This window comes from Nonomuraea sp. JJY05, assembly GCF_043496855.1.
Lineage (GTDB): Bacteria > Actinomycetota > Actinomycetes > Streptosporangiales > Streptosporangiaceae > Nonomuraea.
In genome coordinates this window covers 1-20,258 of record NZ_JBIEIS010000043.1, presented here as the reverse complement: position 1 = coordinate 20,258, position 20,258 = coordinate 1, and the positions used below count along the sequence as shown (strand labels likewise).

16 protein-coding genes and 1 pseudogene are annotated in these 20,258 nt (G+C 70.5%); 8 read left to right on the top strand and 9 right to left on the bottom strand.

Going from position 1 to position 20,258, the window contains the following annotated elements:
- Position 1: 1 nt before the first annotated feature.
- Complete coding sequence (locus tag ACFKCF_RS46855; protein WP_394501857.1) at positions 2 to 886, bottom strand: helix-turn-helix transcriptional regulator; 885 nt, start codon at positions 884 to 886, stop codon at positions 2 to 4.
- 155 nt (positions 887 to 1,041) lie between these two features.
- On the opposite strand from ACFKCF_RS46855, the gene ACFKCF_RS46850 reads away from it, so the two are divergent.
- Positions 1,042 to 1,983 (top strand): NADP-dependent oxidoreductase, encoded by a 942-nt coding sequence (locus ACFKCF_RS46850; RefSeq protein ID WP_394501856.1) that lies wholly within the window; start codon positions 1,042 to 1,044, stop codon positions 1,981 to 1,983.
- Between the two features lie 37 nt (positions 1,984 to 2,020).
- Here the strand turns inward: ACFKCF_RS46850 and ACFKCF_RS46845 are convergent, their stop codons facing one another.
- On the bottom strand, positions 2,021 to 2,479 hold the full coding sequence (locus ACFKCF_RS46845; protein WP_394501855.1) for a hypothetical protein: 459 nt from the start codon (positions 2,477 to 2,479) through the stop codon (positions 2,021 to 2,023).
- Positions 2,480 to 2,565: 86 nt separating this feature from the next.
- Here ACFKCF_RS46845 and ACFKCF_RS46840 point away from each other — a divergent pair, with 86 nt between their 5' ends.
- From ACFKCF_RS46840 to ACFKCF_RS46830, 3 genes are read left to right on the top strand one after another with little or no spacing between them, the layout of a single operon-like run.
- Positions 2,566 to 2,943 carry a nuclear transport factor 2 family protein gene (locus ACFKCF_RS46840; protein WP_394501854.1) on the top strand — a complete coding sequence of 126 codons (378 nt, stop codon included), beginning with the start codon at positions 2,566 to 2,568 and terminating at the stop codon, positions 2,941 to 2,943.
- Positions 2,944 to 2,945: 2 nt separating this feature from the next.
- The gene (locus ACFKCF_RS46835) at positions 2,946 to 4,361 is read left to right on the top strand and encodes an MFS transporter (protein WP_394501853.1); all 1,416 of its coding nucleotides are present in this window, start codon (positions 2,946 to 2,948) and stop codon (positions 4,359 to 4,361) included.
- 24 nt (positions 4,362 to 4,385) lie between these two features.
- Positions 4,386 to 5,090, top strand: a complete 705-nt coding sequence (locus ACFKCF_RS46830; protein ID WP_394501970.1) for a phosphotransferase — start codon at positions 4,386 to 4,388, stop codon at positions 5,088 to 5,090.
- A gap of 137 nt (positions 5,091 to 5,227) precedes the next feature.
- Here the strand turns inward: ACFKCF_RS46830 and ACFKCF_RS46825 are convergent, their stop codons facing one another.
- The 3 genes from ACFKCF_RS46825 to ACFKCF_RS46815 all read right to left on the bottom strand — a co-directional run bounded on the left by ACFKCF_RS46825 (position 5,228) and on the right by ACFKCF_RS46815 (position 8,226).
- Positions 5,228 to 6,295: a hypothetical protein gene (locus ACFKCF_RS46825; RefSeq protein ID WP_394501852.1), complete on the bottom strand. Its 1,068-nt coding sequence runs from the start codon at positions 6,293 to 6,295 to the stop codon at positions 5,228 to 5,230.
- A gap of 181 nt (positions 6,296 to 6,476) precedes the next feature.
- The gene (locus ACFKCF_RS46820) at positions 6,477 to 7,670 is read right to left on the bottom strand and encodes an FAD-dependent oxidoreductase (protein WP_394501851.1); all 1,194 of its coding nucleotides are present in this window, start codon (positions 7,668 to 7,670) and stop codon (positions 6,477 to 6,479) included.
- A 1-nt stretch (position 7,671) separates the two neighbouring features.
- Entirely contained in the window at positions 7,672 to 8,226 is a 555-nt protein-coding gene (locus ACFKCF_RS46815; protein ID WP_394501850.1) for a TetR/AcrR family transcriptional regulator, read from the bottom strand.
- Positions 8,227 to 8,308: 82 nt separating this feature from the next.
- On the opposite strand from ACFKCF_RS46815, the gene ACFKCF_RS46810 reads away from it, so the two are divergent.
- Positions 8,309 to 9,241 carry an alpha/beta fold hydrolase gene (locus ACFKCF_RS46810; protein ID WP_394501849.1) on the top strand — a complete coding sequence of 311 codons (933 nt, stop codon included), beginning with the start codon at positions 8,309 to 8,311 and terminating at the stop codon, positions 9,239 to 9,241.
- Positions 9,242 to 9,634: 393 nt separating this feature from the next.
- Here ACFKCF_RS46810 and ACFKCF_RS46805 read toward each other — a convergent pair whose 3' ends face one another.
- Entirely contained in the window at positions 9,635 to 11,713 is a 2,079-nt protein-coding gene (locus ACFKCF_RS46805; protein ID WP_394501848.1) for a HEAT repeat domain-containing protein, read from the bottom strand.
- Positions 11,714 to 11,942: 229 nt separating this feature from the next.
- On the opposite strand from ACFKCF_RS46805, the pseudogene ACFKCF_RS46800 reads away from it, so the two are divergent.
- A pseudogene (locus ACFKCF_RS46800) lies at positions 11,943 to 12,471 on the top strand (nitroreductase); the annotation flags it as partial.
- 540 nt (positions 12,472 to 13,011) lie between these two features.
- Entirely contained in the window at positions 13,012 to 13,824 is an 813-nt protein-coding gene (locus ACFKCF_RS46795) for a methyltransferase domain-containing protein (protein ID WP_394501968.1), read from the top strand.
- Here the strand turns inward: ACFKCF_RS46795 and ACFKCF_RS46790 are convergent.
- From ACFKCF_RS46790 to ACFKCF_RS46780, 3 genes are all read right to left on the bottom strand, one after another.
- Entirely contained in the window at positions 13,739 to 15,139 is a 1,401-nt protein-coding gene (locus ACFKCF_RS46790; protein WP_394501847.1) for a DHA2 family efflux MFS transporter permease subunit, read from the bottom strand. The two genes, ACFKCF_RS46795 and ACFKCF_RS46790, sit on opposite strands and share 86 nt — an antisense overlap.
- 1,921 nt (positions 15,140 to 17,060) lie before the next feature.
- On the bottom strand, positions 17,061 to 17,522 hold the full coding sequence (locus ACFKCF_RS46785; RefSeq protein ID WP_394501846.1) for a hypothetical protein: 462 nt from the start codon (positions 17,520 to 17,522) through the stop codon (positions 17,061 to 17,063).
- A gap of 51 nt (positions 17,523 to 17,573) precedes the next feature.
- A complete protein-coding gene (locus tag ACFKCF_RS46780) occupies positions 17,574 to 19,400 on the bottom strand; it encodes an ISL3 family transposase (RefSeq protein WP_394501845.1) in 1,827 nt (608 codons plus the stop codon).
- A 164-nt stretch (positions 19,401 to 19,564) separates the two neighbouring features.
- Between ACFKCF_RS46780 and ACFKCF_RS46775 the strand changes: the two genes are divergently transcribed.
- Positions 19,565 to 19,720, top strand: a complete 156-nt coding sequence (locus tag ACFKCF_RS46775; protein WP_394501844.1) for a hypothetical protein — start codon at positions 19,565 to 19,567, stop codon at positions 19,718 to 19,720.
- Positions 19,721 to 20,258 lie beyond the last annotated feature (538 nt).

Below are 20,258 nucleotides of genomic sequence, written 5' to 3'. Positions count from 1 at the left end.
CTCACGACGTGGGCGGGTCGCCGGCCCCTCTCGTCGCCGCGCCGGTCGGGGCGGTGTCGTGCCGGTGCTGCGGGCCGAGCACGCGCAGCAGGTCCAGCGCCTCGGTGCCGCCGGGTGGCGGAGTGAAGACCCGCAGTCGCTGGTCCGCCGCGGGCGTCGCGAGCACCTCGCAGTCGAATTCGATCCTGCCGAGTTCGGGATGCACGAGCCGGTACGGGTGGGACCTGCGCACCGCGACCTCGTGCCGGTCCCAGAGCGCCGCGAACTCGGCGCTGGCCGCGCGCAGCCGCGTGACCAGCACGCGGGCCGCCGCGTCGTCCCCGCGGCGGGCCACCGCGGCGCGCAGGTCGGCGACCAGCTGCCGGGCGTGCTCCTCGTGCTCCTCGGGTGCGAAGTGGCTGCGCACGTCCGGCTCGGTGAACCAGCGCAGCACGATGTTGCGGTCCTCCCGGGCCACCGTGCACACACACCCGAACAACGCCTTCGCCATGTCGTTCTGCGCCAGCAGGTCGCCCAGATCGCTCAGGACCTGGACCGGAACGCTGTCCAGCCGGTCGAGGAGGTACAGCATGCTCGGCCGCAGGTACTCCCCGGCCCGCGCCCCCTCAGGCGGGCGATGCCCGGCGAGCAGGTACAGGTGGTCCCGCTCGTCGATGGTCAGCCGCAGCGCGCGCGTCAACGCGCCCAGCAGCTGAACCGAGGGCTGCGGGCTCCTGGCCTGCTCCAGCCGCATGTAGTAGTCGGCTGACATCCCGGCGAGCGCCGCGACCTCCTCGCGGCGCAGTCCCGGCGTGCGCCGCCTCGGCCCCTCGACCAGCCCGACGTCACGCGGGGTCAGCCGTTCTCGGGACCGCCGCAGAAAATCGGCGAGGTCGTCGCGATTCATCCCCATATCGGTAGTGATACCACCATTTGTCAAACGCATCCCCGGACCGTCGATCCCAGGAAGAGCGCTCCGTTCCTGAGCCGTCGCAAGTGATGGCACGGTCGTGGTGTGGCCGTCCGAGGCCCATCCGAACGAGGAAGAGCGGTGATCATGCGATGAAGGCGGTGCGGTTCCATGAGTACGGCGGGATCGACGTCCTGCGGGTGGAGGAGGTGGAGCGTCCGGTGCCCGGTCCCGGGCAGGTGCTGGTCGAGGTCCGCGCGGCCGGGATCCAGCCCGGCGAGGCGATGATCCGGCAGGGCGCGCGGCACGAGCGCTGGCCGTCGACGTTCCCCTCCGGGCAGGGCAGTGACCTGGCCGGCCTCGTGGTGGAGCTCGGCCCGCACGTGCGCGGCGTCGCGGTGGGCGACGAGGTCCTCGGCTTCACCCACAGAAGGGCGAGCCACGCGGAGTACGTCGTGGTGGACGATGTGCAGCTGACCCCGCGTCCGAAGGGGCTGTCCTGGGACGTGGCGGGGTCGTTGTACGTGGCCGGCACGACGGCGTACGCCACCGTGTTCGCGGTCGACCCCGGTCCGGGCGACACGGTCGTCGTGTCCGGTGCGGCGGGCGGCGTCGGCTCCCTTGCCGTGCAGCTCGCGCGGCGTCGCGGCGCCACGGTGATCGGGCTGGCGAGCGAGCCGAACCACGCTTGGTTGAAGGTTCGCGGTGTCATTCCGGTCGAGTACGGAGAGGGCGTGGCCGAGCGGATCCGGCACGCCTGCGGCGGGAACGCCGACGCGTTCATCGACACGTTCGGCGACGGCTACGTGGAGCTGGCAGTGCGGTTGGGGGTGCGGCCCGAGCGGATCGTCACGATCCGCGACTGGCAGGCCGCGGCCAAGGTCGGCGCGCGGACGGACGGAGAAGGCGCCGCGGCGTGCGCGGTCGTGCTCGGCGAGCTGGCACGGCTCGCCGCGCGCGGGGAGCTCGAGGTGCCGATCGCCCGCACCTACCCACTGGAGCAGGTACGGGACGCGTTCCGCGACCTGGAACAGCGGCACACCCACGGCAAGATCGTGCTCCGCCCTCAGCCAGGGCAGGCACGGCCCCGATGAGCCTCGGCGTCGAGATCGCGGAAGACGAAGCTGTCGGTCACCAGCCTGCCGCGGTGCAGAATTCGTCCCCTACGCCCGGCGCCGTCGGCCATGGGTCGTAGCAGGCTTTCCACGGCCCTCCCGCGCTACCGACGGTCGCGGTGTTGTAATTGCCGTTCGAGGGAATGGTCACCGCGGCGGTCTTCGTACCGGCGGCGCTTCTGAGGAACAGCTGGTCGCCCTCGAAGGCACCCACCGCCTGCCCGTGATAACCGTTCCTTGTTCCACCGGTGCCGTCGCAGTACCAGAGCCGTAACGACCCCCCGTGCGTGTCGGCGACCAGGCGGCACGGAGCCAGGGCGGTGGCTCCGGCCGCCGCCGGGGCCGCGAACAGGGCGGCTCCTCCGATGATCACAGAAGTGGCGGCGACGACGAGTTTGCTGATCCGCATCCGCACGTGCCCCTCGCATCCTTTCGTCGAATTCGGCTGGAAGCGAGTCTGGATGATGGCGGTCAATGGAGGACAGGACATGGGCCGGACATTCACCGGACATTTCTCGCGTACGAATCTCCATTTTCGCCGCCATACCTATGCTCGGCTTCATGGGGAACACCGAGAAAGAGACGGTCTTGAGGCTGCAGCGGCAGTTCGACGAGGCCGAATTGGCCGCGGACGCCGACCGTTTGCGCGGGTTACTGGCCGACGACTTCCTGTCGATCGGGCCCAAGGGCTACGTGCTCGACAAGGAGCAGTGGATCGGCCGTCACGCCCAGTTCGCGTACCACGCCCTGGACACCAGCCGGATCGACGTCCGGATGTATGGCGACGCCGCGATCGTCCGCAACGTGCAGAGCAACAAGGCGACCTCTCACGGCCGGCCGGTGGCGCTGCGGGTCCGGGTGTCCCAGGTATGGGTGAAGCAGGAGGGCTCGTGGCGGTTGGCGGGCATCCAGTTCAGCCCGATGGCCGACGACGCATAGCGATGACCGGATCCCGGCGGTGGATCGCCCTGTCCGTCGTCTCCGTGGCTCAGCTGATGGTGGCCCTGGACGCGACGATCATGAACATCGCGTTGCCCTCGGCGCAGCAGGCCCTGCATCCGTCCGACGCCGACCGGCAGTGGGTGGTGACCGCGTACACGCTGGCCTTCGCGGGCCTGTTGCTGCTGGGCGGGCGGATCGCCGACTACCTCGGCCGCAAGCGGGTCTTCCTGGCCGGCCTGGCCGGGTTCATGGCCGCCTCGGCCGTCGCGGGCGCGGCGGTGAACTTCCCCATGCTGGTCGCGGGCCGGGCGTTGCAGGGCGCCTTCGCCGCGGTCCTGACCCCGACCGCGCTGTCACTGCTGGTCGTGACGTTCACCGCGCCGAAGGAGCGGGCCAGGGCGTTCGCGGTCTACGGCGCGATCGCCGCCGGCGGGGGAGCGGCGGGGCTGCTGGCGGGCGGTCTGCTGACGGAGTTCGCGTCGTGGCGCTGGTGCCTGTACGTGAACGTCATCATCGGACTGGTGGCCGGTCTGGCCGGGCTATGGGCGCTGGCCGGTGGCGAGTCCCAGGGCGGGCAGCGGCTCGACGTGCTCGGCGTGCTGCTGGTGACGAGCGGGCTCGGCGCCGTGGTGTACGCGTGCACGCAGGCGGTGGGGGCCGGATGGGGCGCGGCGCAGGTGATCGTCCCGCTCGGGGCGGCCGTGCTGTTGCTGGCGTCGTTCGTGCTGTGGGAGTCGCGTGCCGCTCAGCCGCTGCTGCCCCTGCGCCTGTTGTGGGAGCGCAACAGGGGCGGCGCCTGCGTGGCCTCGGGGCTGGCGATCGTCGGGCTGTTCGGCATGTCGCTGCTGCTCACGTACCACTTTCAGGCGGTGCTGGGCTACTCGCCGTTCCAGGCGGGGCTGGCCTTCCTGCCCATGACGCTGGCCGTGGCGGTCAGCGCGTTCGGCATCGCCAGCCCGTTGCTGCCGCGGGTGCCCGCGCGGTTGCTCATCGTGCCCGGGCTGCTCGTCACGGCCACCGGCCTGCTGCTGCTCACCAGGCTCACTCCGGACAGCGGCTACCTCACCGTGATCGTGCCGGCCGAGGTGCTGCTGGGCGGGGGGATCGGCTGCGTCATCACCCCCGGATTCAGCGTCGTGACCCAAGGAATCGACCGCCGGGAGGCCGGCGTGTCCTCGGCCATGGTCAACACCGCCCAGCAGGTGGGCGGCTCGCTCGGCGCCGCGCTGCTGAACACGGTCGCCACCGCGGCCACCGCCGCCTCTCTGCGCGCGGGCGTTCCGCAGGCGCGGGCGCTGGTCCACGGGTACACGAGCGCGACGGCGTGGGGGGCGGGGGTCCTGCTCCTGGCCGCCGCGCTGGCGGCCCTGCTGATCAACGTACCCGTCCCGGAGGCTCAGGCCAGGCAGCGGTAGAGGGGAACGCCTCGCGTACCGGCTCTGGCGCAGCGCCACGGCCTGCCACCCCGCCTCCTCGGGAAGCGCCGCCAGGCGAGCCCTCCGCGCCCGCGCCCCTGGATTGTCACCACGTGGGTGCCGGGCGAGCCTGCCGACCGCGTCCCCGTCACGCGCGGTGCGGAGGCGGCCGACGCCCTGGCCGCCTTCCTGACCGCTCTGCACCGACCCGCACCCGACCAGGCACCCGCCGGCCGGGGCCGCGGAGGGCCGCTGGCCGGCTACGCCGAGAGTTTCGCCCAGCAGCTCGCCTCGGCCACCGACATGGGGCTCATCCCCGCCCCGGACGCCGTCCGCGCCGTCTGGGAAGACGCCGCCGCCGCGCCCGACTGGGCAGGCCCGGCGCTGTGGCTGCACGGCGACCTGCATCCGGCCAACGTCCTCACCGCGGACGGCACCATCTGCGGCGTGATCGACTTCGGTGACCTGTTCGCCGGCGATCCGGCCTGCGACCTCGCCGCCGCCTGGACCCTGCTGCCGGACGGCGCCGCCGACCGCTGCTACGCGGCCTACCAGCCGGTCCCGGACGCCGCGACCCTGCGCCGCGCCCGCGGATGGGCGGTGCTGCGCGCCCTCAGCGGCCTCCTCATCGGGGAAGCCGGCGTCCGCGGCCGCCGAGGCGGCAAGGCCACGTGGGGCCCACCCGCCCACGCCGCACTGCGACGCCTCATCGCCACGACCCATCGCTAGTCCCCGGCGAAGACCATGGTCGCCGTCACCGGGCCGAAGGACGGCGCCAGGACGCCGAGCCAACGAATCCTGACGCCGACGACCGGTGCGCTGCGATCGCCGCGGGCTGCTTCCCACGCGCGCGCATACCGTCGCGGTCAATCGCGGGAACGATGGACGACCTCCTTCTTGGACCGTCCGGGATAGACCACGATCAGATGCCACTCGGCGGGCAGCATGCTGACGGCGTCCTCGTCGGCCCGCGCGTAGACCCGCACCCGGTAGTGCCCCGGCCCCTTGATCGCCAGGTTGGGCAGGGCCCGCCCGGCTCCCTCCACGCCGCCCGGTTGCATGGTCGGCACCGTCAGACGGCCGCTTCGGCTGGTGACCCCCACCTCGGCCACTTCCTCCCAGCCTTTGAGCCGTAGCGGCGGAGCCTTGCCGAACGCCTTGACGGTCACGCAGACAGTCGTCTCCCGGGTCGTCTCGATGCCCACGCCGGTCTCCCCGGCCGTGAGCAGCCCGTCGTAGTCCCGCTCGACTCCGTCCTGGTTGTCCGGATCCGCGTCGTCGGCGAGGTGGTAGCCGCCGCCTTCGGAGGTGAAGTACGCGGCCGTCCCCTGCTTGCGGGCGCGCGCCTTGGGCCATGGGTCATGGCAGGCGGCGTTGCTCGCGGCGATGTAATCGGCCTCTTCCTTGACCATCTGCTCGTCCGAGGGCATCAGGTCCGAGCCGCCGATGACGTCGGGGCACAGGAACACCAGCGCGCTGTCCAGCCCGTGCATGTTGATCGTCCGGTCCTGGCTGCGCAGCCATTCGTCGGTTCTCTTCCAGTTCGGCTGGGCGCACAATGCCCTGCCGTACGCCAGGAGAGCCTGGTCGGACTCGTCGTCGGGGAACATCGGTCCGCCCGCGTCCCGTACCAGGCACAGGAAGGCCCGCTCCCGATCCGCCATCCGCGTGTCGTCGAACTCGCGGTGCCGCTCGGTCCATGCGGGGCAGCTGACGTCGTAAGGCGGTCGGTGAGGGGAGCCGGGGCCCTCCTCGCCCCCGAGCAGCCCGGCCAGCAGCGCGAGGGTCACGACGCCGGCGAGCATCCGCGACGGTCCCGCCATCGCTTGCGGCCGGCGGCCGTCCGCGAACTCATGGGCACCGCGCGCCCACCAGGTCGGCCCGAACACGTTCAGCGGCACGAGGACCCACACGGAGAACGGCAGATCCCCCACCTGTCAGGTGAGGGAAGCCCCGCCACTCCGAGCACCACGGCCAGGGGTGGGCGGGGAACCGCCGCGGGGCCGGAGCGGTATCGGTGGACGGCTGACCAGGCTTGGGTAAGGATGAGATGATCTTACTGGACGCCTGATGGGCCTCGCCATCGACGGCGTCCGCACAAGGGACCCGGCGCCACTATGCGGCGATGTGCTCCGGGCGGACGCCCATGCCGATGAAACGGCCCATGACGTGGCGCAGCGGCGGCAGCGCCCGGAACGCCGTGAAGATCGGAGGCACGTGCCGGGTCGTGTCGTCGCCCAGGTCCTTGGGATAGAGATCCCGCAGGATTCCCAGCTGGAAGGCCTGGGTCACCCTCGCGGCGCGCTCCCTGCGGGCCTGCACCCGGGCCAGATCGGCTTCCTCGGGGATGCCGCCCCGGGTGAGAAGCGGACCCAGCAGGTTGGCGGTGGCCACCGCGTCCTGCACCGCCAGGTTGATGCCCACGCCGCCCGCGGGAGACATGGCGTGGGCGGCGTCACCGATGCACAGCAGTCCCGGCCGATGCCACAGGGGCAGCCGGTCCACCCGCACGGTCAGCTGGTGCACGGCCTCCCAGCCGTCGAGCTCCCGCACGCGGTCACGCAGGGCGGGTGCCAGATCCGCCACCCGTTCCCGGAACGCCGGCAGCCCGGCGGTCTTGAGCTCGGCGAAGGCGGCGGCCGGAATCGCATAGGCGATCTGCCAGTAGTCGCCACGGTCGATGGAGATCAGCGCTCCCTTGCCGCCCTGGAAGAAGGGCACCCGATCCTGTGCCCGGCGGGGCAGGCGGAACCACAGCACGTCCATGGGCGGCGAGTCGCTCACGGGTGCCAGGCCCGCCCGCGCCCGTACGGTGGAGTGCCGGCCGTCCGCGCCGATCACCAGATCGGCCCGCACCTCCACGGGACCGTCCCCGGTGTCGGCCAGGACGCCGGTCACCCGCCCACGCTCGGAGAGGAGGTCCGTGGCCTCGGCACGGCGCAGGAGGCGGAAGGAGGGGTAAGCTGCGGCCTTGCCGGCGAGGAAGTCCAGCACGTCCCACTGCGGCATGAACGCGATGTAGGGGCAGCGCACCTTCAAGCGGCTGAAGTCGGCGAAGGTGACGTCCCTGCCGCCCATGTTGACCGTGACCTCGGGCATCTTGGTGTGCGGAAGGCCGAGGAACTCCTCGATCCACCCCAGCTCGGCGATCAGTTCCAGCGTGGAGGGATGGACGGTGTCGCCGCGGAAGTCCCGCAGGAAGTCCGCGTGTTTCTCCAGCACGATCACCTCCACGCCCTGGCGGGCCAGGAGCAGCCCGGCCATCATCCCCGCCGGGCCTCCGCCGACGACACAGCACTGTGCGCGCATCTCATCCTTCTTCCGGAAACAGCAGCCCGACCAGGGCCGCGATGTCGATGGGGGTGCCCATCCGCCGGTTGACGGCCACCGTGGCGAACAGGGTCCTGGCCGCCGTGGCGGTGTCGTGGGCGCGAAGCTCGCCGGCGGCGACCCGCTCGGCCAGGAAGTCGCCGATCAGTCGCTGCCCTTCACCCACCAGCGTCGCCAGCGGTGCGCGGCCCTGGGCGGCGCTGAAGAACACCGCCATCAGCTCGGCGTGCTCGGCCAGCAACCCGTCGAACGCCTCCAGCAACTCGGTCAGCACCTCGGTGGCCGCGCGCGCGTCGTGACGCTCCGCGCGCAACTCCCGTAGCCGGGGCAGGAAGCCCCGCTCCGACAGGAGCGTCTCCACCATCGCCTCTTTGCTGTCGAAGTAGCGGTACAGCAGGCCGGGCGTCACTCCGGCCGCCTGCGCCACGTCCTTGACCGTCGCGCCGTCCACGCCCTTGTCGGCGAACACCTTCAGGGCCGCGTCCAGCAGCTGCTCCCGGCGCCACACCGCCTGCTCGCTTCGTGTCCTGGCCATCGCCTCGCACCTCGTTGAATAAACGTTTATTCAATATAGCAGGTTGACTCTGACGCTGGGTCAACCTCTCACCATGGTCGGCATGACCACGAGAACCAACGCGACCGAGGCCGTCGCCGGACCGCCCAAGCCGTACGGCGACAACAAGGCGGACCAGACAGCCGGCCAGCGGACGACCACCGACATGCCGACCGGCGGCGACGGGGAGCGAGGCGACACGACCATGCGGCACTTCACGGTCCACCACGACGGCGTCACGATCCCGGTGTCTCGCGGCGGCCGGGGACGACCGCTGGTCCTGTGCCCCGGGCTGAACTCGACGCAGGCCGACCTGTACGAGCTGACCGGGCTGCTGCGGCGCGACCACGACGTGGTGACCTTCGACCTCAGGGGTCACGGCCTCGCCTCGGCCGCCGACCGCTACTCCTTCGAGGCGTTCCGCAGCGACCTCGTCGCCGTACTGACGGAGCTGGGACGCCTCGGCCTGCCCTCACCGCCCGTGCTCGTGGGCTACTCGCTGGGCGCGGACCTGGCCGTGCACTATGCCTCACAGCGTCCTGACGACGTCGCCGGGCTGGTGCTCATCGACGGGGCGAACCCCTTGCCCGAACCTTTCATCACCGATGCCGACCTGCCGGATTTCCGCGCGATGGCGCGGGACCTGGCCGCGCGGCAGGAGGCCGAGCGGGGGACCGCGCGTCAGGTGTTGCTCACCGCACAGGAGATCCACGACCTGAACCTCGAGATCGACGTGGTCCGGTCCGCAATCCTCGACCGCTACCGGGAGATCGACCGTCCCATCAGCATGATCATGTCGAGCTCGATCGCCGGAGACAGCGGTGAGGGGCGTGCGCCACGGCACAACCGGCTCTGGCGTGCCGGTATCGAGCGGCTCGTCCGAGAGCGGCCGCACGTCGTCGCATCCTGGCTCGACGCCGATCACCGGCTGATCTTCACCCACGCCCCGCAGATCGCCCAGCTCATCCGGAGCACACAGGTGCCGGCGACTTCTTAACAGCTCCGGGGGGAGAGCGGCCGTCGTACGCCGGGGTGACCGCGCGCGTGACGCGGCACCATCACGCTGCCGGCGCCGGAGCGAGGCCACCCCGGCCGGCGGCGAGCTGATCAAAGGCCCGGCCGTTCGCCGGGGCGGGGTTCCGCTGGCGCGGGTCGACATGGTGCCGCTCCGGCGGATGAAGACACTCGCCCAGTCCGGGACTGGCAGCAAGGCGCGCTGCTGGCGCGTCTGCACGAGCCGCGGAAGACCGCGACGAGGTAGGCGGTGACCCGGTCGTGGGAGGCTGAGGCGATCGACTATGCGCTCGAACTGTTCGCGCTGCGGGTGGCCTCGCGGCTGATCTCGCCGGCGCGCCGCACGTCGTCCCGAGCTGACCGGGGCCCTGGTCGCTCATCGCGCCTGCCCGCCGACGGCGGTCAGCGCCGCGCGGCAGCGGTCGAGCAACGTCTCGTCCTCGGTGACCTGCGCGGTGCTGTAGCCGTCCTCGCGCGCGTTGTGCCGGCGTGCGCGTCCCAGTTCGGCGGTCAGCAGCGGGACCGAGCCCGCCGCGACCGGGCCCAACTCGGCCCAGAGCGCGGCGACCCTGCGCCGGATGTGGACGTTCGTCGCCCACACCCGTTCGAGCACCGGCAGCGCGGGGGCCGGGTCGCCGGTGATCCGCCACAGCGCGTGGGCGGCCGAGAGCACGAGCCAGCCGTGCGGGTCCTTGCGGCGGGCCAACCGGCGCAGCCGCGTGCTCTGGGGCTGCGTGGCCTGACCCAGTTCGGCCAGGAGCCCGGCCGCCTCGCGCCAGGCGTACGTGCTGTCGTCGTCGAGACACCGGTTGGCGACCGCAAGGGCCGCGTCAGCGGAGCCGGTCACCTGCCACAAGGCCCGGGCCGCCGGCACCGCGAGCCGGTGGTCCGCTGTGGCAACGGCCTGGCGGAGGACCGGCAGGCATTCCCCGGCATCGGGATCGATCGCCGCGAGCGCCACCAGCACGGCCGGGGTGACGGGGCCGCCGAGCAGGTCGGGCAGGGCTTCGGCGGCGGCCGGGCCGATCGCGGCGAGCGCGCGGACGATGCTGTCGCGACGGTGGTCGTGCGGGTCGTCGGCGGGCAGGTCGCGCAGGCGGCGCAGCAGCAGCGGCAGCAGTGGCACCGCGCGTGGCCCGAACCCGATCACACACGAGCCGGCGTCGTTCGGCATCGGCTCGCGATCGAGCGCCCAGGCCAGCATCGGCAGTGCACGCGGGTCACCCGCCCCGCTGAGAGCCCGCAGCGCCGGCGAGACGGTCGGCAGCCCGTGCGACCGCTCGATCACCCACGGCAGGTGGGCGTCCGCCTCGGTGTGCGAGGTCCGCCGGGTCGTCGACTCCAGCGCCGCCGCCAAGGCGTCCGCGGCGGGCGCGGCCAGCTCGCCCAGATGCTCCAGTACGCCGACCGCCCGCGGTCGCGTGCGCGGATGCCCATCGCCGATCCGCTCGCCGACCAGACCGATCAGCTCACGGTAGTCGCCGCGCCAGTCGTCGACGAGATTGCCCGCTGCTGTCAGGGCGTCCAGGTGACGCTCCCAGTCCTGGGATCGCAGCAGGCCCGCCAGCAGACGCATCCGGTCGTCCACGCGGTCGCCGAAGGACGCGCTCAGGCCGCGCACGAGTGCGGCTGCTCCGGGGGCCCGCCGGCCTTCGTCGTCCTGTTCGCGTAACCGGCGTACGGCACCGATGAGGGTGCCGGTCTCGAACCCGGCGGGCGCGGTGACCCCCGTACCTGATCCGTAGACGGCCGCGAGCAGCTCCAGCGCCTCGTCGACCTCGGCCACCGGCGGCTCGTCCGGCGCGCCGGGCAGCGAGGCGAACTCGGCCAGGGCCACCAGCCGGAGCTGCAGGTCAGGCTCCGCCGCGACGATCCCCGCCAGCCAATCGCGCAGCGCGGGGTCGACGCCTTCCTCGCACCGCGCCAGCGTGCCGGCCGTACGCACGATCGCGCGCCGCACATGCTCGTCGGACTCGTCCACCAGGCGTCCGGCCAGGCGCGCCAGCGCCTCCCGCCGCCGGCGTGCGCAGGCGGGCAGCACCTCGAGCGCCGCCTCGCGCACCCGCGGGTCCGCGTCCGCCAGCAGCCGCTCCCACAGCGGGTACGCCGCCGCGACCGCCTCGTTGGCCTTCCGGTACGGCCCGGACAGCTCGGTGGGATCCTCGGCTGAACCCATGCTGGCCAGCAGTTCCATGACACCGGGACGGCCGGGGAGGTCCGGGCGTTCGGCGATACGCAACAGAAACGGGATCGCCGCGATCGTGCACGGATAGACGTCGCCCTGGTGGTGCACCGCGCCGTACATGCCGTCGAGCGCGCTCTCGCGGACGGCGGGATCGGGGTCGATCAGGTCACGCAGCAGGCCCGGCACCTCGGCGGCGGACCCATAGGCGTGGCGCATGCGCCCCCAGCGGATCTCGTCCAGGCCGGCGAACAGGTCCTCCTCGACTGTCATGGGCAGACATCTTGCCAAAGGTACGGGCGCGAGCCCCGTCCTGCCGACCCTTCCCACGGGCGGGACGCCGCCAACGTCCCCATCTCACCGAACACGTGAGCGGCCCGGGTCCTGGTCACCCGTCGAGCAGAGCGCGCCTCCATCTCCACGGCCAACTGTATTGAATGATACTATCTCGATTGATACCGTAATGAATGTAGGAGCATAGAGCAGGCAGGGGGTAACGATCATGGATGTCCATGAGGCCGTCACGAGCCGACGGGCGGTGCGCGGATTCGCCGACCGGCCCGTCCCGATGGAGGTGCTGAAGCGCGTGCTGTCCGCCGCGGCCTGGTCGCCGTCCGGATCGAACCTCCAGCCCTGGCACGTCTACGTGGTAACCGGCGACCCGCTTGCCGAGATCAAGAAGCGCGCCGCCGAGCGCCTGGCCGCGGGGAATCCCTGGGATGAGCGGGAGTACGAGATGTACCCCCCCGCGCTGAAATCCCCGTACCGCGAGCGCCGATCCGACTTCGGCCGGGAGCGCTACGGCGCGCTCGGAATCGCGCGTGAGGACTGGGAGGCGCGGCAGAGGGCCGCGGCCGAGAACTGGGAGTGCTTCGGCGCGCCCGTCGCCCTGTTCTGCTACATCGACCGCGACAAGGGGGCCGCCCCAATGGGCCGACGTCGGCATGTATCTGCAGACCGTCATGCTGCTACTGCGCGCCGAAGGGCTGCACAGTTGCCCGCAGATGGCGTGGTCGGTGTACCGCAGGACCGTCGCGGAGGTCCTGCACCCTCCGGACGAGCTCGTCCTCTTCTGCGGCATGTCCATCGGGTTCGAGGACGTCACGGTGGACCACGTCCGTACGGGCCGCGCGCCGCTCGATGAGACGGTCACGTTCGTCGAGTGTTCCGGGCCTGCCGTGCCGGCCACGCTCCCGACCCGCCGAGCACTGCGCACAAGCTGCTCCCGCACGCCGCCGCAGGCGATCCGCGCGTACGTCGAAGGTGACCGGGGTCGGGGGGCACACGCGGCGCGTTTTTGGGGCGCACTTCGACCGCATTCGTTCTGTAGTGGCGCGGTGCCACAATCCAGTCCGATCCTTACCAGTCCCGGAGGCCGTCTGGTTTCATTCCATGTCGCGCTGACACAGCACGCGGAAGGTCGTGAGGATGTAGGCATGAGTTCATCGCAGCCCCTCGCCGACCCCGGGTCCGAGCCGGACACAACCTCAGGCGGGGCGGTGAATACTGCTGGCGCGGGCTCCGGCCCCCCATCGCCGCACACCCCTGGGTCTGCCCCGGGTCACCGCTACTTGCTCGACAACGCCCGGGTGGAGGCGGGCGAGCGGTTCACCTGGCTGGCCGAGCTGTTCGACGGTGCCACATGGGGGCACTTCGACCGGCTCGGAGTGAAGGCGGGCTGGCGCTGCTGGGAAGTCGGTGCCGGAGGCCCCAGCATTCCCGAGGCACTCGCCACGGCCGTCGGACCAACCGGTTACGTGCTGGCCACGGACATCAATCCGGCCTGGTTGGACCCGCACGGCGGGTACGAGGTGCTCCGGCACGACATCGTCGGTGACCCGCCGCCGCAGCCAGGCGCGTTCGACCTGGTACACGCCCGGCTCGTGCTCGTCCACGTGCCCGACCGTGCCCGGGCTTTGGCGACGATGGTGGCGGCGCTGCGCCCCGGTGGCTGGCTGTTGGTCGAGGACGCCGATACCGAGCTGCAGCCGCTGGCCTGCCTCGATGAGGTCGGCCCGGCACAGCAGCGCGCCAACCGGCTGCGGCGCGCCGTCCGGGAGTTGATGACCCGCCGCGGCGCCGACCTGCGCTACGGCCGTACGCTGCCGCGGGCGTTGCGTGCGGCCGGCCTGGTCGATGTCACGGCGGCCGGCTGCTTCCCGGTCGGCGGGGTAGCCTGCGACCGGCTGGAGACCGCGACGGTGCGCATGGTCCGCGCCGAGTTGCTCGCCGCTGGGTTGGCCGACGACGCCGAGATCGACGCGCACCTGGCCGCCATCGATGCCGGCGAGCTCGACCTCACCCTCGCGCCGCTGATCTCGGCATGGGGACGCCGCCCGGGACAGCCCGCGGCGTCCGGGCCGCGGTCAGCCACAGGCCGGTGAATACGGCGCAGGCCAGCGTCACGGCGCCCGCCGCGAGGAAGGCGCTGTTGAGGCCGGATTCGAAGGAGGCGCCGCCGGACTCCCGTGTGTGGACGATCGCCCCGAGCACCGCCACGCCGAGCACCGCGCCGATCTGCCGGGTGGTGCTGCTGACGCCCGAGGCGAGGCCGCCCTCCTGCGGGCTGACCGCCTGGATGGCGGCCCCGGTCAGCGGCGACATGGTCAGAGCGAACCCGATGCCGACGACCGCCAGCCGCCACCACACGTTCCCGTAGCCGGTATCGGCGTGGACGAAGCCCAGCGCCAGCAGCCCCAGCCCGGCCAGCGCCAGGCCGATGCCGACGACGACGCGGAAGCCGTACCTGGCCGCGAACCGGCCCGCGAACGGGCTGACGATCACCATGGCCAGCGAGGTGGGCAGCGTCCGCAGCCCGGCGACCAGGATCGAACTGCCCTGGACGTAGACGAAGAACTGGGAGAAGAAGAACGACGACCCCATCAGCGCGAACCCGACCACGACCATCGCCGTGTTGGACACCGTGAACAGCCGCTGACGAAAAAGCCGCAGCGGCAGCATCGGCGTCGACACCCGACCCTCGACCACGACGAACGCGGCCAGGAGCACCAGCCCGGCGGCGAAGCTGCCCAGGATCACCGGCGAGGCCCAGCCTCGGGAACCGCCCTCGATCAGGCCGTAGGTCACAGCGCCCACGCCCGCGACGGACAGGACCGTGCCGGGGACGTCGATCGGCGGCGCGCTCGGGTTGCGGGACTCTCCCAGCACGCGCAGCCCGGCCAGCAGCAGGACCGCCCCGATGGGCACGTTGACCAGGAAGATGGCGGGCCACCCGAAGGCCTCCACCAGGATCCCGCCCGCCAGCGGTCCGGCGGCCAGGCCGATGCCGCTGAACCCGGCCCACAACCCGATCGCTCTGACGCGCTCCCTCGGGGCGGGATACGCGGCGGCGAGCAACGCCAGCGAGGCAGGGCTCAGCGCCGCCGCCCCCACGCCCTGCAGCACCCGCCCGGCGATCAGCCAGCCGATCGAGGGCGCGAGCGAACACACCACCGACGCGGCCGTGAACACCACCACCCCGGCCAGGAACACCCGCCTGCGGCCGAACCGGTCGGCGAAGACGCCGCCCGACAGCAGCAGCATGGCCACCAGCAGCACGTAGGCGTCGACGATCCACTGCAGGCCGGTCAGCCCGGTGTGCAGCCGCTGCTGCATGTCGGGCAGGGCGGCGCCCACGATCGTGTTGTCGAGCAGCACCATGAACTGACCTGCGCAGGTCAGGGTGAGCAACGCTTTCACGCGAACTCTCCTCAAGCAGTTGATTACTGGTCTCACGCTTTCGAACGCGGTCACTGGTGTGCGGGATCTTCTCCACGCTCGGCCACTGGTTCGCGCCCGCTTCGCCGACCTGGGCGGCCAGCGGTTCCGGCGCACCGACCCGAACCCCTGGCAGCTACGGGCCGCTGGGAGTGATCGCCCGCAACGGACACGCGCACACAGATCGCGTTGATCACCTTGTCGTCCTCGTCGGTCAGTTCCGCCGAGGTCACTTCACCGGCACGCATGGCGGCCGCGAGTTCTTCGGCCGATCGAAAAGTCGATTCCATGAATGTGCACCCTAATGGCTTGTCACAAGCGCTCGAAAAGCCGAAAAACTGCCTCCGAGACGTCGCGTCCCAGGTCAGCGGGGATAGCGATGGGCAGGCCATAAAACGGCGCTCCGCACAATGAGATAGATGTCTCCATGCTCATCGGTGCATGGCCATAGCGTGCGGGATTTGTCCAGTAGCGGAATAACTCTTTTAAATCTTCGCGTGACGGGCCCTGGGCGGGTGAGACCAGAGTCCATGGCGCATGAGTGCCCTCCCGGCCGAAGGGCAGCGACTCCAGGGTGTCGGTGTGGGCGGGCAGTGAGTTCGTCCGGCCACCGGGATACGGGCAGGAACGCCGTGCCGCGGGGCTCCGCGATCTCCTCGTCCGTGAGCTGCCGTGACACCGTCCGGCCGCAGATGGTGTTTCATGGGTCGCCCATGAAACAACCCGCAGGCAGGGACGGCATCGTGGGGGTCGATGTGGCCGCGGACGTCCCGGCGGATGCGGTTGGGGCGCGGGGTGAACGGGGCGAACAGGCCACCGGGCTCGCGGCCGCGTTCGGCCAGCCAGTCGTTCAGGCGTCCGGCCGCGCTGCGCGTTAGGCCGACCAGCCGTTCCTTGTCGCGCTTGCCGCGCACGCGCAGCGAACGCCGGGCCGGGTCGTGGTCGGCTGGGCTAGCCGGGGCCAATCCGGCCCGGGCGCACGCCGGTGAAGTACAGAGCTTCGATCACAGCGCCGTCGCGCAGGGCGACCCGGGGCAGCTCGGCCCGGCGAGCCGGGTCCGGTCCGGGCGCGTTCAGGTGCGCGTCGCAGGCATCCAGAGGGCGCCGACCCGCTCGGCCTCGAGGCACTCACCGGCCGGCAGGGCGAGCCCTTGAACGGCTTTACATCCGCGGCGCCGGCGCGGTCGGCGATGGCCCGCTCGAAGGTGGCCACCATTCCGGTGGCGTAAGAATCAGGGCGGCCGGAAGCGCGAACCGCACGGTGGTCAGCCGTTCCGACAGCTCCCACAGCCGATGTCCGGTCTCGACATCGTCGGCGGCGGGAGCCAGTCGCACCCGTTTCGGCGCGTCGGCAGTTCGCCCATGCCGTCCGGGCCCGAAGAACTGCCCGCCGTCCGTGTCCGGGAGTTTCACGATGCCGACCGGCGCGCTTGTCTGCAGTTGGTGGCGATGTAGCCGGGATGGGCGCACCGGGCTGCCCACCGCGGCTGCCGTGCGGACCCCTCGGCCTGGTCAAGCTTTGTCAGCAGCGACGTCACCATCGCCTCCCTGGCAGCAGTTCCACCACTGCCATCACTCAACGCATAGCCGGAACTCCACACTGTAGGCGGCAATGGCATCGCCGGCTCCAAGACTGCAAGATCCCTTGCTGAACCCCGAAGCCGGCGATCGCCACCGGCCACCCCGATCAGGCGCCCCGTCCCCGCCTCACCCCAAGGACTCACCAGAGAAAGAGGGAGAGGAAGAGCAACCCCCAGCACCGCAGTAAATGCCGCATTTACTGCGGCAGTCGCGGCGGTTACTCAGCTGCAGGAAGGTACGCGCGGCCCGATAACCTCGAAAGCTCTCGGCCATCTCTCGCCGAAACTGACAACCATTGGCTACCCGACTGCCACGCCTCGGATCAGGGGTAGAGCGTGTAGGTCTTGGTGTTGTTGCACACGATCGTGCCCGGGAGGCAGCGCTTGGCCCTGATCGTAATCCGGTCGAGGTTGGTGCGGGACGTGGACCATTTGAAGCTCTTGTGGCCCTTGTTCCGGCCGGCTTCCTTGTACCCGCCGTAAATTTCGTCGCCGTTGCTCTTCTTGAAGGAGACCTCGACCACGGTCGTCCAGGCGTCGTTCTTGGTGTCCGTCACGCTGCCCCGCGCCTCGCCGTAGCCGTTGCTGCAGAGCTGCAGGACGTAGCTGACGAAGCCGTCCTTCGTGTTCAGTTTGCTCCACTTGTCCTTGCAGCCGGCCGAAGAGACGCTCGAGGAGGCGGTGGTGGTGGAGGCCGTGGCGGTCGTGGCCGGCGTCAGTACGGCGAAGGCCGCAGAGACCCCGACAACGGTGGCGAGCATCTTCGAGGGGGAGAGTTTCCGCATGAAATTCAATCCTTGTCAGTTAACGAGAACTTCGCGGTGCTCCGCCCGTGATCAGAACACCGCGAAGAATGCTAAACACCGGCGGTATAGCAGTGGTATGTCCACAGCAAGTCGTGAGTGGAAGCCCCTGCATTGGTGGAGCGGCCAGATATCTCTGAAGTCTCGCGGCCACTCAGCGGGGTCTGGTGCATTTGATGGGGAGTGGTCACGGTCGGTGATCTTGGCTCGGTTCAGCAGTGCCATCTTTCTGAGGAGGTCGTAGTTGGCGCGGCCGAACATGAGCCGTTTCAAGAATTTGATCTTGCATACTTTGCCCTCAACAGCGCCTGAGCTGTAAGGAAGCGTGAGTCCGTTCAGGACGGCGGCGTGGTCGCGTTCGAGGCCGTTGGCGAAGGAGCGCAGGTGGGGCAGGTCATCAGCCCGGACGGCGTCGATCCAGGCGTCGAGGCGGTGGCCTAGGCGTTCCGTCATCATCTCCGCGAAGGTCTTGATGTGGCCGTGTAAGGCGTCGAGATGCGGGCAAGCTGCCAGGACCTCCTTGAGTTTCAGCTGCTCATCCGGGTCGAGGTTGTCGGGGCGGCGGCGGATCCAGCTGGTGATGTGGCCGACCTTGGGTGGCGCGGGGACCGCGGGCGGCGCGGCTGAGCCCTTGAAGGGCGCGAGGTGGGCGTAGACGGTGGCGTAGCTGCCGCGGAAGCCGAGCGCGGTGATCTCCCGGTGCAGCTGCTGGATATTGGTGCACCCGGAATTCCAGCGTTCATGCAGGTGGGGCTTGTCATCATCCAGCATGCTCGGCCATCCGGTCAGCGTGCCCGCCACCACCTCATCGACGCTTTCTGCGCGGGAGTACTTGCGGACAGTCATGGGCGCCAGGCGCAGCTCCCGCTGGATCGCGGCGTGGCTCTTGCCGTCGGCCTTCAGCGCCTGGACTTGCCGGTAGCGCTCCCTCGCCTTCACCACGCGCGCTCTGTTCTCGGCATGGTCGATGGTCGTCTGTTCGGCGACCTGGCCGGGGTCGGGGGCCTGCTTCTCAGTGACCTGGGCAAGGGCAACGTAGTGCTCTTTGACGCACCGGTGGTGAGCAGCGACGGTCTTGTCTGCGTATTCGCGCAGGTCATCCCACATGTGCCAGCGATCCGCCACCTGCTGGGCATCGGGCGCGCCCTGTCGGCCGCCCAGGGCGTAGGCGCCGGCCCGGTCCCGGCAGATCACCTCGACGCCGGGATGCGCGCGCAGCCACTCGGCCAGGGTGGCGGCCTCCCGCTCGGGCAGCACGTCGATGATGCGGTGGCCGGCCATGTCCACCAGGACACTCGCATACGAATGCCCGCGCCGTTCGGCCCAGTCATCGACCCCGAGCACGGCGACCTGCCCGATCTCGGGATCGGGCAACGCCCTGACCAGCCGGATCAGCGTGAACCGGGAGACGATCGCGCCCAGCGCACCGGCCGGCCGGGATCCCGCGCGGCCGGCCAGGGACAGTGCGACCCGCTCCAGCAGACCCCGCAGCCCTGCCGTGCGGCGCTGCTGTTTGGCGGTCAGCCCGGGGACCTGTTCGGCGAACGTCGCCACCAAGCACGCCGGGTTGCCGCAGATGAACCGGCGGACCTCCAACTCGACCTGAACCGGTCTCCCGCCGCAGGCCAAGTCCTGCAGACGACGCCGATACCGGTCATGCACCCGAGCCGACGGTGTCCCACAGCCGCGGCAGGCCACCAACTGCGCGCCCGTACGGGCCGCGATCCTCAGGCGGTCACCCAGATCCTCCACCTGGTCAAGGACCAGGCCCCTCAAGTGCGGGAACAGCATGTACAGCAGACCGACTTCCCTGCCGATGAGCTCGTGCAGCACAATGGCACCCCTACGGCCGTTCTTCATGAACAGATCTTGGCGATCCAGATCGTGACAGAACGGCCGTTCTCACGCGTTACGCGATCGCTACCACCCTCCATGCAGCCCCGGCCTCACTCGCGCCTGGAAGTCGCACTCCGTAACCGCTCCCCAGCAAATGCACCAGACCCAATTAGCGCTGAAACTCACACATGACCGACCTCGACGCCCTTCGCTACACCTTCTCCGCCCTCGGCGACGACGACGTGCACAAGGCGCGCGTGTGGCTGCTGGCCCGAGGCCGCACCGTCACTCAGGACGCCGTCGAGATCAACCCGTCCGCGACGCCTTGGCTCACAATCCCCTGATCTGCGGCGGAGGCTTATCGGTCAATTCCGGCCGGGTAGTCCCAAGAATCCCCGATGGCCGACTGCCCAGGCCGCCCAACAGCGAGATCTGTGGGCATCATAGCTCAAGCATTGACGGACGGGCTTTGGGCCGACCATAGGTCAGAACACGCAACAGTCCATCGCGCAGCTGATCGATTCCTCCACGCCCGCAACCCGGGCAGTGAACCTGATCGTCACGACCAGGAGCGTCACGACCATGACCGCAACGCCTCGGGAAGCCTGAGGGAGTCGCAAGGCGGTGGCTCCCGAAAATGGCTCCCGTGGCTCGTCCCTGGGGTGGGAAATGGCGGGTCGTTGTCGAGGTGCCGACTCTGGCCATGCCTGACCCCAGCGAGCCGAGATCTGCGTCCGACGTGGCAGCTGAAGCAGCTCTCGCACCTGGCACCCGGAGGGAAGCGACCAGGATGAGTACGGCACAGCGAAGAGTCAACGACACGGCGGCAGCGTGTCAACCCGCGGTATGTTCCGGTATGTTCATCACCTGCCGCTCAGGAGA

Excerpts from the sequence above, each read along its gene's own strand:
- ACFKCF_RS46820 (WP_394501851.1), bottom strand. The coding sequence starts at position 7,670 with ATGCGCGCACAGTGCTGTGTCGTCGGCGGAGGCCCGGCGGGGATGATG.
- ACFKCF_RS46815 (WP_394501850.1), bottom strand. The coding sequence starts at position 8,226 with ATGGCCAGGACACGAAGCGAGCAGGCGGTGTGGCGCCGGGAGCAGCTG.
- ACFKCF_RS46835 (WP_394501853.1), top strand. The coding sequence starts at position 2,946 with ATGACCGGATCCCGGCGGTGGATCGCCCTGTCCGTCGTCTCCGTGGCT.
- ACFKCF_RS46785 (WP_394501846.1), bottom strand. The coding sequence starts at position 17,522 with ATGCGGAAACTCTCCCCCTCGAAGATGCTCGCCACCGTTGTCGGGGTC.
- ACFKCF_RS46840 (WP_394501854.1), top strand. The coding sequence starts at position 2,566 with ATGGGGAACACCGAGAAAGAGACGGTCTTGAGGCTGCAGCGGCAGTTC.
- ACFKCF_RS46810 (WP_394501849.1), top strand. The coding sequence starts at position 8,309 with ATGACCACGAGAACCAACGCGACCGAGGCCGTCGCCGGACCGCCCAAG.
- ACFKCF_RS46850 (WP_394501856.1), top strand. The coding sequence starts at position 1,042 with ATGAAGGCGGTGCGGTTCCATGAGTACGGCGGGATCGACGTCCTGCGG.
- ACFKCF_RS46855 (WP_394501857.1), bottom strand. The coding sequence starts at position 886 with ATGAATCGCGACGACCTCGCCGATTTTCTGCGGCGGTCCCGAGAACGG.
- ACFKCF_RS46805 (WP_394501848.1), bottom strand. The coding sequence starts at position 11,713 with ATGACAGTCGAGGAGGACCTGTTCGCCGGCCTGGACGAGATCCGCTGG.
- ACFKCF_RS46775 (WP_394501844.1), top strand. The coding sequence starts at position 19,565 with ATGACCGACCTCGACGCCCTTCGCTACACCTTCTCCGCCCTCGGCGAC.
- ACFKCF_RS46780 (WP_394501845.1), bottom strand. The coding sequence starts at position 19,400 with ATGAAGAACGGCCGTAGGGGTGCCATTGTGCTGCACGAGCTCATCGGC.